At 69.4% G+C, this 14,807-nt stretch carries 11 protein-coding genes; all 11 read left to right on the top strand.

Annotation, left to right across the window (positions count from 1 at the left end; genetic code table 11):
- Nucleotides 1-353 precede the first annotated feature (353 nt).
- The 11 genes from ACFV1J_RS19850 (at nt 354) to ACFV1J_RS19800 (ending at nt 14,756) form a co-directional block, all read left to right on the top strand.
- Complete coding sequence (locus ACFV1J_RS19850) at nt 354-3,101, top strand: helix-turn-helix transcriptional regulator (RefSeq protein ID WP_385859857.1); 2,748 nt, start codon at nt 354-356, stop codon at nt 3,099-3,101.
- A 129-nt stretch (nt 3,102-3,230) separates the two neighbouring features.
- The gene (locus ACFV1J_RS19845; protein ID WP_385859855.1) at nt 3,231-4,007 is read left to right on the top strand and encodes an alpha/beta fold hydrolase; all 777 of its coding nucleotides are present in this window, start codon (nt 3,231-3,233) and stop codon (nt 4,005-4,007) included.
- On the top strand, nt 3,980-5,377 hold the full coding sequence (locus ACFV1J_RS19840; RefSeq protein WP_385859853.1) for an extracellular solute-binding protein: 1,398 nt from the start codon (nt 3,980-3,982) through the stop codon (nt 5,375-5,377). Before ACFV1J_RS19845 ends, ACFV1J_RS19840 begins: the two co-directional genes overlap by 28 nt.
- Nucleotides 5,378-5,444: 67 nt before the next feature.
- Entirely contained in the window at nt 5,445-6,338 is an 894-nt protein-coding gene (locus ACFV1J_RS19835) for a carbohydrate ABC transporter permease (RefSeq protein WP_385860005.1), read from the top strand.
- 11 nt (nt 6,339-6,349) lie between these two features.
- Nucleotides 6,350-7,165 carry a carbohydrate ABC transporter permease gene (locus ACFV1J_RS19830; protein WP_385859851.1) on the top strand — a complete coding sequence of 272 codons (816 nt, stop codon included), beginning with the start codon at nt 6,350-6,352 and terminating at the stop codon, nt 7,163-7,165.
- Between the two features lie 119 nt (nt 7,166-7,284).
- On the top strand, nt 7,285-8,271 hold the full coding sequence (locus ACFV1J_RS19825; RefSeq protein ID WP_385859849.1) for a helix-turn-helix domain-containing protein: 987 nt from the start codon (nt 7,285-7,287) through the stop codon (nt 8,269-8,271).
- Between the two features lie 423 nt (nt 8,272-8,694).
- Nucleotides 8,695-10,059 (top strand): cytochrome ubiquinol oxidase subunit I, encoded by a 1,365-nt coding sequence (locus tag ACFV1J_RS19820; protein WP_385859847.1) that lies wholly within the window; start codon nt 8,695-8,697, stop codon nt 10,057-10,059.
- A complete protein-coding gene (locus ACFV1J_RS19815) occupies nt 10,052-11,329 on the top strand; it encodes a cytochrome d ubiquinol oxidase subunit II (RefSeq protein WP_385859844.1) in 1,278 nt (425 codons plus the stop codon). The genes ACFV1J_RS19820 and ACFV1J_RS19815 overlap by 8 nt, the downstream gene beginning before the upstream one ends.
- The gene (locus ACFV1J_RS19810; protein ID WP_385859842.1) at nt 11,326-11,757 is read left to right on the top strand and encodes a hypothetical protein; all 432 of its coding nucleotides are present in this window, start codon (nt 11,326-11,328) and stop codon (nt 11,755-11,757) included. The genes ACFV1J_RS19815 and ACFV1J_RS19810 overlap by 4 nt, the downstream gene beginning before the upstream one ends.
- Nucleotides 11,758-13,095: an ATP-binding cassette domain-containing protein gene (locus tag ACFV1J_RS19805; protein ID WP_385859840.1), complete on the top strand. Its 1,338-nt coding sequence runs from the start codon at nt 11,758-11,760 to the stop codon at nt 13,093-13,095.
- Complete coding sequence (locus ACFV1J_RS19800; RefSeq protein WP_385859838.1) at nt 13,092-14,756, top strand: ATP-binding cassette domain-containing protein; 1,665 nt, start codon at nt 13,092-13,094, stop codon at nt 14,754-14,756. Before ACFV1J_RS19805 ends, ACFV1J_RS19800 begins: the two co-directional genes overlap by 4 nt.
- The last annotated feature ends 51 nt before the right edge of the window (nt 14,757-14,807 follow it).

Below are 14,807 nucleotides of genomic sequence, written 5' to 3'. Positions count from 1 at the left end.
TCGCTCACAGTCGCCCCGCTCACTCACAGTCGCTTCGCAGTCATCATGCCGACGACGTAAGTCATCCCGTCTTGCAAGGTGGTCGGTGCTGAGCCGACTACTTGAGCGGTGGTGGAGCCCGGCACACGACCAGCTGGAGGGCGCCCATGACATCTGTGATCGATACGGCCGGATTCCCGGACGACGGGAGATCCGAGGTGCCGGATGGCTCGCATACAGTGGCTTTGACCTGCGGTGATGCGCCCAGGCGCGGTGTGCCCGCGGGAAGCCGCCACCTGCGGGAGGGCGCGGTCACCAACTGGTGTGGGCCGAGCCCGGCTTGGGCCGGCGAGTGCGGACAGGACGGAGCGTAAGTGGCGGGGTCAGGCGGTTCGCTGTCGCGTAGCGGTCTGCGCGGCCGGGAGGTCGAACTCGAAGAGCTTCAGGCGGTGATCGCCTCGGTGGCCCGCACCGGAAGTGGTGGATTGGCCCTGATTCAGGGCGAACCGGGCATCGGTAAGACCACACTGCTCGCCGAGGCCGTCTCCATGGCCAGAGCAGCGGGATTCTCAGTCGGCTTCGGCAAGGCCGATGAGCTGCATCACATCGTGCCGCTCTCGTCCTTGGCGGCCTGCGTCCTGCACGGCGATCAGCCGCTGCTGTCCGGCGACGCCTTTGTCGATCTCGCTCGCAATCACGATCAGCGGATCTGGCTCGTGGAGCGCCTGGCGGAGGCGATCGAGGCTAGAGCCGGCAGCGTGCCGGTGCTGATCGGCCTGGACGACGTGCAGTGGGCCGACCCGCTGAGCCGGTTTGCCCTGCAGCAGCTTCCGACCCGCCTGCGGACTTCGCCGGTGCTGTGGATGCTGGCCGGGCGACCGGAGCCCGCGAGCCCGGCGGAAGAAGTGGTCGCAGCCGCGACCGGCAACCTCCCGACGATCACTGTGTCCGTGGGGCCACTGTCCGGCGTGGCCATCGATCAACTGACCATCGACACACTCGGGGCAGCGGGTGACGAGCGGGTACGGGATTTGCTCGACGGAGCCGGTGGGAACCCCTTTCTGGCGGTCGAGATGCTCGTGGGACTGCGGACCGCCCAGGCCTCGGACGAACCTGTGCCCCCAGGTCTCGTGGTGGGTGTGCGCGCCAGACTCAAGTCCCTGCACCCCGGCACGCTGCGCTTCCTTCAGATGGGAGCGGTGCTGGGGCGCAGTTTCGGCTTCCGCGACGCCGCCGCGCTCTCCGGCCAACCGACCGCCACATCCCTCGCGGCGCTGGAGGAAGCGGTGTGTGCCGGACTCCTGGACGATGACGGCGATCATCTGGTCTTCCGGCACGATCTGCTGCGCCAGGCGGTCTATGTCGACATCCCACCGTCAGCCCGGAAGGCTCTGCACCGAGAGGCTGCCCACCACCTTGTCGCCGCGGGCCATCAGCCGATCGACGCGGTGCCGCACATCCTCAGGGGAGCCCTGCCCGGCGACGAGGAGGCCGTAGCGCTGCTGCGGCGAGCGGCTGACGACATCCTGCCGGTCACGCCGGGCCTCGCGGCCGACCTGATGACGCGCGCCCTGGAACTGGTGCCGTCGGCACGGCCGCTGAGGTTCGCAGTGGGTGAGCAGACGATCCGCTGCCTGACACGGGCCGGCAGGAACCGTGAGGCGCTGTCGACGGGCGACCGGCTGTTGGCCGCCCGGCCACCGCTGGAGGCGTTCAGCCGGCTGCAGGCCGCCCTCGGCGGGACGCTGTGGAACATGGATCTCGCCGGCGAACTGCGCCGCCGGGCCGAAACCGCCCTCGCCATGGGGGGCGCCGCCCCGGAAATCGGGGCGAGGCTGGCGGCGCTGCGCGCCCTGGCCTTGTCCCGGGACGATGATCTCGTCGTTGCGCGTGCGGCCGGCGAGACCGCGCTGCGTGCCGCCACCGCGGTCGGTGACCGGGACGCGCATGTCCTGGCCCTGTCCGGGCTCGGCGAGATCGCGCAGAACGCGGGGGAGAATGCGGTCGCGCTGGAGCGCTTTGCCGCGCTGAGCGCCATCGATTCCGCTTTCCTCCCCGAAGAGATCGTCGCGCACCTGCACATGGACGACTTCGCGGCCGGCAAACGGCTGCTCCTGCAAGCAGCGAACGATGCCGGGGCGATGCGGCAGGCGATGATGCTGTGGGCACAGGGGCAGCACGATCTGGGGCTCGGCCGGCTCGACGACGCCGACGCCGACTTCGTGACGATGGAGCGTCTGGAGGACGAGGTACAGGTCCCCGTCCAGCAGGTGAACGGCCGGGTGATCCGCTCCCGGATCGCCCTGCTGCGCGGCGACCGGGAAGCGGCGCGGGAGCACTTGGCCGCAGCGCGGGAAAGGCTGGCGGTCAAACCGAACCCGGGCAACACCGCCGCGGTGCGCTTCCTGGAAGCGGTGCACGCCGAGGCCGACGGGGACATCGCGCTTGCCGCCGACAAGATTCGGCAAGTGCAGCAGATAGGTCCCTTCATGCGGTGGCGTCTGTTGCGCTACTGGGTCGATTGCGCGATACGCATGGCCCTGCGCCGTGGGGAGCAGGAGCTCGCCGAGGACCTGGCCGCACAGGCCAGAGCGCACGCCGAACGTAATCCTGCCGTGCCGACCGCCACGGGCATCGCGGCGCAGGCCCTCGGGCTCGTGAAACGCGATCCCGCGATGCTCGAGCACTCCGTCGAGCTGCTCAAGACAAGCCCTCGCCCGCTGGCCCGGGCTGCCGCATCCGCCGATCTCGGACAGGCGCTCCTGGCAGCGGGCCGGAAGCGTGAGGCCGTGGCCGCGCTGACGCACGCCCGCGACACGTTCGCCGAGTGCGGCGCCCACGCCGCAGCGGGCCGCGTACAGCGCCATCTTGATGTTGCCGGAGACGGCAGCCGCAGGGCAGCGACCACGCAGCGTCCCGTGCAGGGATGGGAAGCCCTCACGGCCTCGGAGCAGAAGGTCGCGCGCCTTATCGCCCAGGGCCACACCAACCGGTTGGCCGCCGACCTGCTTGTCGTCTCTCCGCACACGGTCAACACCCACCTGACGTCCGTCTTCCGCAAACTGTCGATCAACTCCCGGGTTCAGCTCGCCAATCTGGTCATGACGTTGCCCGACAGCTGAGCGGAGCGGTTGGTACGTTCACGCGATGCCCCGCCACACCTGAACGCGTTTGGCTGGGGCATCCCCCACAGTCAGTTGGAGGTAACCGGCATGCACCGATCCACCCCCGCACCGCCGACCATCGTGCTTGTGCACGGGGCGTTCACGGATGCTTCGTCGTGGGCGGGGGTCATCAGCCTCCTGCACGCCGCCGGACTGACCGTGCGCGCCCCGGCGAACCCGCTGCGCGGTCTGGCGCAGGACGCCGCCTACATCAGGAGCGTGGTGCGTGACATCGACGTCCCTGTCGTGCTGGTCGGCCACGACTACGGTGGCGCGGTTATCACAGAGGCCGCGACCGACGCCGACAACGTCGTGGCCTTGTGCTATGTCGCGGCGTTCGGCCTCGACGCGGGCGAATGCGTCCTGGACATCACGAACCGCTTCGCCCCTGTGCCGGCGGCCGACGCGACCTTCACTGCTGCCCTCCCCGGAGGCCCGGAAGGTGAGCTCTACATCCGTAAGGAACGGTTCCCGCAGGTGTACGCCGACGACCTGCCGCGCAGTGTCAAGGAGGCGCTGTCCGTGGCGCAACGCCCGATCGCCTGCAGCGCGCTGACCAGTAGATCGGGCCCGCCGGCCTGGGCCTCCAAGCCGTCCTGGTACGCCATCGCGACCGCCGACCGGATGCTCAGCCCCACCGCTCAGCGCTTCATGGCGCAACGCATGGCGGCCACCGAATACGTGCTGGACGGCTCGCACGCCGTTGTGCTGTCGCAGCCCGACGCGGTGGTGGCGATGATTCGGGAAGTCGCCGAACAGGGCGGTGATCGCGGCGGCGGTTTCGTCTGCGCGGGACCGCCGGCGCGCCCGGCGGGAGCCGACCTCCCGGATGCTCCATGCCATCGGTCATCCGGGACCCGTTAGCATGCGGTCGAGTCGAAGATGCTGATGTTGACCATTTTTTGACCGCACCCCTGAAGTGTGTCCCTCCTCGTGACACCGTCCCCGGCCACAGACAGTTACTCGGTAAAGGCACCAGCATGATCTCACCGGCCAGACCGCCGGCGCGGCGGATCGCCGCTCTCTTGACCGGAACGATCGCCCTTGTGCTGGCCGCCACCGGATGCGGTGGCAAAACCGGTACCGGGTCCGCCACAGGCAAGATCACCTCCATCACCGCGCTCGACTACTACACCGATGAACGTGAACACACCCAATGGGGCGAAGTGCTCGCCGCGTGCGGCAAGACCGCCGGTGTGAGGGTCGAGCAGACAAGCGTTCCCGGGGCGTCGCTCATCCCCAAGGTTCTGCAGCGGGCGTCGTCGCGGACCCTTCCCGACCTGTTGATGCTGGACAACCCCGACCTGCAGCAGATCGCACAGACCGGTGCGCTGACCCCGCTGGACCAGTACGGCATCGATTCCAGCGGCTTCGCCAAGGGCATCCTTTCGGCGGGCACCTACAAGGGAAAGGTGTACGGACTGGCCCCTGACGTCAGCACGATCGCCCTCTTCTACAACAAGGACATGCTCGCCAAGGCCGGTGTCGCCGTTCCTGGGACCTGGGACGAACTGAAGGCGGCGGCAGCCAAGTTGGCCCGCCCCGGGCGCTACGGCATGGCCGTCGACGCGAACCCCACCTTTGAGGGCACCTGGCAGTTCCTGCCCTTCCTGTGGTCCAACGGCGGTGACGAGAAGAAACTGGACACCCCGCAGGCCGCAAAGGCACTTCAGTTGTGGGTCGACCTGGTGAAGAGCGGATCCATGTCGAAGTCGGTGCTGAACTGGACCCAGGCCGATGTCCACGATCAGTTCGTCGCCGGAAAGACAGCCATGATGATCAACGGTCCCTGGCGGATCCCTGCCCTGAAGCAGGCCAAGAACCTGCACTGGGGAGTGGCTCCCATCCCGGTCCCCCGGACGGGGCAGACCCCGGTCACACCGCTCGGCGGTGAGGTGTGGACGGTCCCGCGGAGCCCTTCCAAGGCCCGGCAGGAGAAGGCCGCCCAGGTCCTCGCCTGCCTGAACGGCCACTCGACCATGCTCACCCTGGCCGAGCAGCACTTCACCGTGCCTTCCCGCACGGCTGTGGCCGCCCAGTACGCCGAGCAGACTCCGTCGATGGCTGCCTTTGTCAAGAGCGTGGAAGCGGCGCGGGCCCGTACCGGCCAGCTCGGCGTCAAGTGGCCCAAGGCAGCGACCGGGATATACACCGCGATTCAGTCCGCCCTGACGGGCCGGCAGACACCGGAGGAAGCCCTCAGACGTGGGCAGCAGATCGCGACAGGTCACTGACCTGTCCCCGATCCTCCGGAGGGATACCGGGCAGGACGACGGCACCGCCGCCGCGGGGGACCGGGTCGTGGTCCGGGCACGTTTCTGGGAGCGGCTGGCCCAGTCGATGTTCATCGTGCCCGCCGCGGCCTACCTGCTGCTGTTCTTCGGCTACCCGATCGTCAAAAACGTCGTGATGAGCTTCCAGCAGTACACGGCCACGACGTTCTACACGGGTGTCGCCGCGTTCGTGGGACTGCGGAACTACGCGGAGATCCTTTCGTCGGACCTGTTCTCCAAGGCCCTGCTGACCACGGTCCTGTTCACCTCCGGCTCGATCATCGGGCAGTTCGTACTCGGCTTGGCCTTTGCCTTGTTCTTCCAGCGTCGCTTCCCGCTCGGCGGCGTACTGCGCGCGCTCCTTTTGCTGCCGTGGCTGCTGCCGCTGGTCGTCTCCGGAACCACGTGGCGGTGGATGCTCGACCCCGACACGGGAGTCGTCAACACAGCGCTGCGCGGCCTCCACCTCTCGTCGTCCGGCATCCCCTGGCTCACCGGCACCTCACAGGCGCTGGTCTCGGTGATCCTCATCAACATCTGGGTCGGAATCCCCTTCAACACCGCGATCCTGTACGGCGGCCTCCAGGACATCCCTCCACACCTGTACGAGGCGGCGAAGCTGGACGGCGCCGGCCCGCTGGCGTCGTTCCGCCATGTCACCTGGCCACTGCTGCGGCCCGTGGTGAGCGTCGTGCTGGTGCTGGGCGTGGTCTACACCCTCAAAGTGCTGGACATCATCCTCGTGGTGACGGGCGGAGGACCGGCCGAGGCCACGGAAACCCTCGCCACCCACTCCTACGAACTGTCCTTCCAGCAGTTCGAGTTCGGGCGCGGCGCCGCAATGAGCAACGTGCTCATCGTCATCTCGCTCTCGTCCGCCATCGTCTACTTGCGCGCCAACCGTCGCGCCCGGAACATCTGAGAAATGATCCAGTGAAGCGCGCACCGGGCCGTGGCCGGCCGTCCACCCTCGTCGGGATCGCCTTGCTCGCTCTGATGCTGTTTCCCGTCTACTGGATGGTGAACGCCTCCCTCCAGCCCGCGGGCAACACACTTCAGGGAGGCTGGTTCCCCTCCCATCCGGACTTCAGCGGTTACGTCACCGCACTGCGCGATCAGGGACGCAACCTCGTCACCAGCCTCGTCGTAGCCCTCGGCAGCGTCGTCCTCAGCCTCGGGCTCGCCGCGCCGGCGGCCTACGCGCTGGCCCAGTTCCCCCTCCGCGGAACCAACCTCGTGCTCTTCGGCATCCTGGTCACACAGATGGTGCCGAGCATCGTCGTGGCCAACGCGCTCTACGGCGCCTACAACGACCTGGGACTCCTGAACTCCTACGTCGGACTGATCCTCGCCGACTCCACCGCAGGGGTCCCCTTCGCGATCATCATCCTGCGTGCGTTCATGAGGAGCATTCCGAGGGAGATCATCGAGGCCGCGCGGGTGGACGGTGCCAGGAGGCTGCGCGTCTTCCGCTCCGTGGTGCTCCCGTTGAGCACGAACGCATTGATCACTGCCGCCGTCTTCACCTTCCTCTTCACCTGGAGCGACTTCCTCTTCGCCCTCACACTGACCACCACGGAGACCGTGCGGCCGATCACTCTGGGCATCTACCAGTACATCGGTGCCCACACGAACCAGTGGAACGCCATCATGGCCACCACAGTCATGGCGTCCGTCCCCGCCGCCGTACTGCTCGTCGTGGCCCAGCGCTACGTCGCCACCGGCGCCAGCAGCGGAGCCGTCAAGTGAGGGGCCGTCCCCTTACGCACTGCGGTCCTGCCCGCTGATCTAGCGGATTCACTCGATGCGCCGACCCAGGGCCGCTGCCACGGTGTTTCCGCAAGCACCGCGGTTGAAAGGCGGAGAACATGTCGCCGGATGTCCTGCAAAGAAGCGCCCCTGGCAGCTTCCACACCACCCATTCATTGCCCGTCCATCGCAGACGGGCGTACTGGCGCGAAGCCCTGTCCCAGACCTTCGGCGCCGTGGACATGACCGTCCCCGACGAGGTGTACTCCGGCACGATCCGTACGGCACCGCTCGGCCGGCTCCAGGCCGTCACCGTGGACGGCGACTGCCTGTCCGCTCTGCGAACGCACCGACTCGTCGCTCAGGGCACTGAAGAGGAGTACGTGGTCGTCAAACTGCTGGACAGAGGAGTCGCCCGACTGGAGCAGGACGGCCGTGAAGCGCTGCTCGGTCCGGGGGATATCTTCGTCTACGACATGGCGCGCCCCGTCCAGCTGAATCTTCCCCAGTCCTTCCGGACGAAGTCCCTCGTCCTGCCGAGAGACGTTCTGGGCCTGAGCGAGTCCGACATGGCTCATGTCACGGCCTCCCCGCTCGGCCCCGACACGCCCCTCGGCAGCCTGCTCTCGCCCTTCCTGGCCGGGCTCGTGGACGGCGCGGGAACCTATCTGCCGCGCACCAGCGAGCTGATGGCCCGGAACGTCGTGGACCTGCTCGGCGTGCTGACCGACGAGGTGCTCGGCCGTTCGAGCGCGGAGACGCCCGGCGGGGGCCGGGCGTTGCTGCTGCGGATCCAGGCGTTCATCGACCGCCATCTCGCAGACCCCGATCTGACCCCGCAGGCCATCGCCCGAGCCCACCACATATCCCCGCGCTATCTGCACAAGCTTTTCGAGAGCGAAAATGCCACTGTCGGCCGGTGGATCCAGCGGCGTCGCCTGGAGGAGTGCCGGCGCGAGCTGGCGCGCCGGGGGAGTGGCTCCACGATCGCCGCCGTGGCGCACCGATGGGGTTTCGCCAGTGCCGCGCATTTCAGCCGGGTGTTCCGGGCGGCCTATGGGATGGCCCCCCGTGAATGGCGCGACACCCAAGTCATCGATTCCTGACCCGATGTCCGGTGCTTTCTCGTGCCGTGTTCCGTGAATCCGGCCATGTCTCAGGTGCCGTGCGGGCATAGCCGATGGCGACTGCAGGGGTGGGCGGCGGAAGACGGTTGACCGAGAGCGCACCGCCTGTGATCCCTGGGCTCAGCGCACGGCGGTATGCCACTACCGGTCCCATCGGCCGCCGGCCGCGCCGCAGCCACGCATTGCGCTGCGAGGACACGGGTGATGCGCCCAGAGACAAAGGGCGCCCACCGGCCGACCCTACGGTGGCCCAGGAGCCGGGGAATACGAAGGCCGTCCGGAATTCGTGACCCGCAAGGGCCTCGCCTGCCGCGTGGTGGCACAGCCGGAGGCTGTTGGGCCATTCCACCAGGTCTGGCCGCCGCCATCCGAACCGACCGAAACCGATCAGGAGGAGACGCCGTGGCGTCGCCCGCAGTGGTGGATATCTCACGATGGCAGTTCGCCGTCACCGCAGTCTTCCACATGAGCTTTCCCGCACTGACCGTCGGCCTCTCCCTCTTCTTGGCCGTGATGTACACGGTCTACCTCAGGACCGGGAATCCGCTGTACCTCCAGATATTCCGTTTCTGGAAGAAGATATTCGCGGTCGGATTCGGTCTCGGTGTGGTCGCCGGTACCGTCATGACTTTCGAGTTCGGCCTCAACTGGGGAAGATACGCCCATGCGGTCGGTCCGATCCTCGGTGTCACGATCGGCATGGAGGTCATCACGGCCTTCTTCCTGGAAGCCGGGTTCATCGGCATCATGCTGTACGGCGACGGCCGAGTGCGCCCCAGAACCATGGCGTTCGCCTGCTGGATGCTCGTCGTCGGCACACTGCTGTCCACGACGTGGATCCTGTCCGCCAACAGTTGGATGCAGGGCCCTTCGGGGTTCGCCGAGGTCGGCGGCCAGTTCCGGGCGAGCGACTGGTGGCAGGTGCTGTTCAACCCGGCGTTCTCCTACCGGTATCCGCACATCCTGCTTGCGGTGCTGATCAGCGCCGGTTGGTTCATCGGCGGGATCGCCGCCTGGTACCTGGTCAAGCAGCGAGCGCTGCCCTTCGCCCGCCGCACGCTGTCCATTGCACTGGGAGTGCTGGCCATTCTGATGCCCGTACAGCTTTATGTGGGCGACCTCACCGCCGTGTTCATGGGTGCACACCAGCCCGCCAAACTGGAGGCCTTCGAAGGAAATTGGAAGTCCGACAACAACGGCTACAACCTGCTCGTGGTGCCCGACACGGACAACGGCGAGAACAAGGTTCAGGTCGCGATACCGCACTTGGGCGCCGTCATCGGCAAGGACCTCTCCGGAAAGGCGCACGTCCCCGGACTGTTGCAGACACCCGAGGACGAGCGCCCCGACATGTGGTCCGTCTTCTACGGCTTCCGGGCGATGTACTTCACCGCTCTGGCGATGTTCGGCATGGCCTTCACCGGATTGGTGCTGCGGCTGCGCGGCAGGCTGTACACAGCCCGGCGGTTCCACCGGCTGATGGTCTGGATGGCCCCCGCCGGTGTCGTGGCCATCAGCGGCGGCTGGATCACCGCGGAGGCCGGCCGGCAGCCCTGGGTCGTCTACGGCCTGATCCGCACCAGTGACGCCGCCTCCCACCTCTCCCTCGGCGCGGCGATCGTCAGCCTCACCGGCTTCGTCGCCGTGTACGCGCTGCTGCTCGGGCTGTGGATCCGCTACATCGTCCGCACGGTGCGGACCGGCCCCGAGCACCTGGTGACCGACCCCGGCGCCACCGTCCACTCCACGGAGATCGGCCATGCTTGAGTACGCGTCATACGCCTTGGTCCTGCTCGCACTCGGGGCCTACGTCCTGCTCGACGGCTACGACCTCGGCATCGGCATCCTGAGCCTGTTCGACCGCAGCGACCAGCGGCGCAAGGAGTACAACGAGCTGATCGCGACCGCATGGGACGCCAACGAGAGCTGGATCATCCTGGCGGGCGTGGCGCTGTGGGCGGGCCTGCCCGGTGTCTACGCCACCGTGCTGCCCGGCGTATACCTGCCGCTGATCGTCATGCTGCTCGCCTTCGTGCTGCGCGGCACGGCCATCGAGCTGCAAAGCGCCGCCCCCGGCTACCGGCGCGGCTGGGGCCTCGTCTTTGGCATCTCCTCGCTGGTGGCCACCGTGTGCCAGGGCCTCGTCGTCGGCGGCGTCCTGTCCGGACTGCCACACCGCGGCGGGGTGTTCACCGGAGGCACCTGGGACTGGCTGACGCCCTACAGCGTGCTGTGCGCCCTGGGGCTTGTGGCCGTCCATCTGCTGGCGGGTGCCGCGTGGTTGCAGGACAAGACCACGGGGACGGCCCACGAACGAGCGGGCCGACTGGGGCGACCGCTGATCCTGGCGGTCGCGGTGGCCGGCCTGGTCCTCGGATTCGGGCTCCGGCTCGCCGACCCGCAGCACCTGCGCTTCGACCAGCCGCTCCGGGCAACCCTGTTCGGCCTCGCGGTGGCGTTGGCCGTGGTCTGCGCGGCGATCGCCTGGTACGGCTTCGGCCGCCGGCCCGACTGGCGTCCGTTCGCCGCCGTGGCCGGTACGGAGGCCGCGGGCCTGCTCGCGCTCGTCGCCGCCACCGCGCCCGTCGTCGTTCCACCCGACCTGACCGTGCACGCGGCCGCCAGCCCGCACGGGTCGCAGCTGTTCCTGCTCATCGGGGTGGGCGGGTGCATACCGTTCGTCCTGGCCTACAACATCTACGCGTGGTGGGTCTTCCGCGGGAAGTTCGCCCAGCCACCGGCCCCTTGCGATGCGGCCGGCCCGTCCGACTCCGCGGCTGCCGCGGAGCGGGCCGTGCCGGCGGCCCCGGCCGCGGGCGAGGGTCCGTGGGCGGCCGTTGCCGTCCGGCGCGTGCTCCTGACCCTCCTGGCCGTCGCGGTGGCCGCCGTCTCGCAGGATGTCTTCGGTGGCGTACGGGTGTGGATCGGCCCGGTCGGTATTGCTCTGTTCGCCATGACCGCGCTCGCCGGGTGGATCCGCTCCGACCGCCGCTCGGCGGCCGCCGGCGAATTCGACCTCCGGGCAGCCGACAAGTGAACGAAAGCCCCGACCACCTCGCCCGGCTCGGCCGGGACGACGAAGGTCAGCAGCGGGCGGCGGGACTGCTCACCCGATGGGCGGCGGTCGGCGAACCTGCATTCCGGCGAGCCGGCACCCTGCGCGGGCTGGCGGCCGTGGGCCATGTGATGTGGGCGGCGGGGCTGGGCAGGGCGGCCGAGGCCGCACTGCGGTCCCCACACGGGGGCGCAGCCCTGGCCACGGTGCTCTCCGGTGCGGCTCTGGTCGCCGCCGGGCTGCTGCTGCGCGCAGTCCTGCTCGCGGCGGCCGACCGGACCGCAGACGACGGCGCGGCCGCCGTCCAGGACCACCTGCGCACCCGCCTGCTCCTGGCCGCGCTCCCAGCGGCGGCCACACCCTTGGAAGAGGTGTCGGACGCCGCTCTCGGCGAGGCCCTCGACAGCTAGGTGGGCCGACTGACCCAGTGGCTGACGACGTACGTTCCTGCCCGGCGGGCGATGCTGCTGGGCAGCGGCATCGTGCTGGCCGCCGTCCTGGTGGGGAGTTGGGCCGTCGCTCTGCTGCTCGTGCTGGCGACACCGCTGCTGCCGTTCAACCTGAAAGTGATCGGCCTGGGCACTCGCGCCGCGGTGCACGCCCAGCTCACCGCCACCCGGAAGCTGAGCACCCAGCTGCTGGACCAACTGCGCGGACTGCCCACGCTCGTCGGCCTCGGAGCCGGTGAGGAGGCGGTACGCGCGACCGAGGCGGTCGACAGGGAACTGGCCAGGCGTACCCAGACCGTGCTGCGGGTGGCCTTCCTCTCGACGGCCTGGATCGAGCTCCTCATCACCGTGGCCATGGCCGTCGTCGCCACGTACTGCGGACTCGCCCTGCTCGGCTACCTCGACCTTCCGGTGGTCCCGTCCACCATGAGCCTGGGCACCGCGCTGTTCGTGCTCGTCCTGACCCCGGCGTACTTCGCCCCTGCCCGGGAGCTCGCCCGTGGCTACCACGCCCGTGCCGAGGCCTCCGCGGCGGCCGAGCTGATCGCGGAGATCATCGGCAGGGTTCCGGTCGCACCGACCGGCGGTCCCCCGACGCGGGTGCCCCCTGGCCGTCGTCCGAGCGGGCCGGGCCCGGCCGGTGTGACCCTGAATGAGGTAGGCGTTCGGTACCAGGGTCGCGACGACGCGGCCCTCGACGAGGTCACCCTGACCGTGCGGCCGGGTGCGATCGTGGCCATCAGCGGTCCCAGCGGCGCCGGAAAGACGACCCTGCTCTCCGTGGCGGCAGGTCTGCGCGAACCGGACCGCGGGCAGTGCCTGCACACCATCGGTTCCGCGACCCTGCAAGCCTCGCCGGCCATGACGACATGGGCCGGACAGCCCTCCCACCTCCTCCCTGGCACGCTGCGGGACAACCTGCTGCTGGCCCGGCGCGACGCCGACGACGTACAACTGGCCGCGGCGTTCACGGCACTGGGCTTCGAGGACCTGCTCGCCGCACTTCCCCAGGGGTTGACGACCCCGGTGGGGGAGCGCGGCTGGGGGCTGTCCTCCGGGCAGATGCAGCAGCTGGTGCTGGTCCGGGCTCTGCTCCACGACACACCGCTGCTGTGCCTGGACGAACCCACCGCCCATCTCGACCCGGACGGCGAGGCCCGTGTCATCGGTGCCATCCGGACGCTCGCGCGCAGGCGCACCGTGCTGCTCACGACACACAGCCCGGCACTGCTCGGCATCGCCGACGACATCGTGCGGCTGGAACAGGGACGGGTGTCCCGGACAAGGGAGACACTGTGACCGCGTTCAGGCTGCTGTGGACGGCGGCGGACCACCGGGCACGCCGCGACCTGCTGGTCGCAGCGGTGCTCGCCGGGACCGCCGAACTGTGTGCCGCCGGCCTGCTGGGGGTGTCCGGCTGGTTCCTGACCTCCTGCGCGGTGGTCACCGCACAGGCGAACACCACCTGGTCCTGGATGTATCCCTCGGGAACGGTCCGCGCTCTCGCCCTGGGCCGCACCGGTCTGCGCTACTCGGAGCGCCTGGTCAGCCATGGTGCTTTGCTCGGCGCGACCGTCTCGCTGCGCTCGCGCCTGGTCCGCGCCGCGACGACCGTGCCGGCACGCGAACTGCGCAACCACCGTGACGGCGCCCTGATGGCCCGGCTCACCAGCGACGTCGGCGCGGTGGGCGGGATAGCCGGCCAGGTCGTCCCGCCGCTGGCAGGGATCGGCCTGACCGCCGCCGTCGTCGTCACTCTGTTGTCGGTGGCCAGTCCGCCGTCAGGCGTGGCCGAACTGCTGCTGCTCGCGCTCTCCGCGGCCACGGCAGTGACCGCCGAGCGGCGGACCCGCGGCCATCAGCGGACGGCCGCGGAAGCGTGGGCCACCGCACGTGCCGCGCTGCTCAGTGCGCGCTCCGCGTTGTGGGAACTGCGCTGCCTGGACGCGGTCGATCTGGTCCGCGATCAGGTCGCGGACGCGGTCGGCCGGGCCCGGCGGGCCGAGGCCGCGGCTGAGTCGGTGATGCGCCGATCCCGGCTGCTGCTGCGGCTGTTGGCCGTGGCCGGCCAGACGGCGGTCCTGGTGCTGGCGCTGTCCGGTCCTGTCTTCGCCCAGCCGGCTGCCGAGGCCATCGGCGAGGTGCTGCTGGTCGCGGCTGCGTACGAGCTGGTGGAGACGCTCCCTCAGGTGCTCCGTGACCACGGTCTGGCCGCCGACGCTGCACAGCGGCTGACGGAGCTGGTGAACAGGGCCCTTCCGGCTGAGCTGTCGACCGCGTCCCCGCCGAGGGCGCCGCTCGCAGGCGCGGCACGGGCCCTGGTGGCCCACCAAGTGCCCATTGGTGTCGGCGCCGACCGCACCACGTGGTCCGCGGTGATCGAGCCCGGCAGCGCCGTCATGGTCACCGGGCCCAACGGCAGTGGGAAAAGTACCCTGTTGGAGACTCTGGCGGGACGGATCTCCCCCGCTGTTCCCCGGTCGGTGCTGCTCGGCGGCGTACCCGTCGAGTCCCTGCCCGCCCGTGCGATCGCCGATTCGCTCACCCTCGTCGAAGCGGAGGACTGGATCGCCGACGCGACCATCGCCGAGAACCTCCGGCAGGCCGCCCCGGGCGCGGACGACGACACACTCCGGGCGGCCCTGGCGGCCGCGGCTTTGGAGCAGCTGTCCCTCGACACTCCGACGGGCCCGTTGGGCAGTGCTCTCTCGCAGGGCCAGCGACGCCGCCTGGTGATCGCGAGAGCGGTCCTGCGGACACCCGCGGTCCTGCTGCTCGACGAACCGACGGCCGGCCTCGACGACCATACGGCGATGCGGATGCTGACGGGCGTGCGTCGCGCCCTGCCGGACAGCGCCCTGGTGATCGCCCTACCGGACCGGCACGACGACCTCATGCCCTTCGCCGCCTCCCGCGTCCTGCGGCTGAAGCCCACCTCCCGTGCGGCAGTCGCTGAGTAGTCGGGCGCAGAGAGCGATGTGCGCGGGAATGCCGTCGCCCCGGGCGAGGAC

The sequence above is a fragment of the Streptomyces sp. NPDC059649 genome, from assembly GCF_042734445.1.
In the GTDB taxonomy this organism is placed as follows: domain Bacteria; phylum Actinomycetota; class Actinomycetes; order Streptomycetales; family Streptomycetaceae; genus Streptomyces.
Note: the sequence above shows the minus strand (reverse complement) of the source record. Positions and strands in the feature narration are given on the sequence as shown.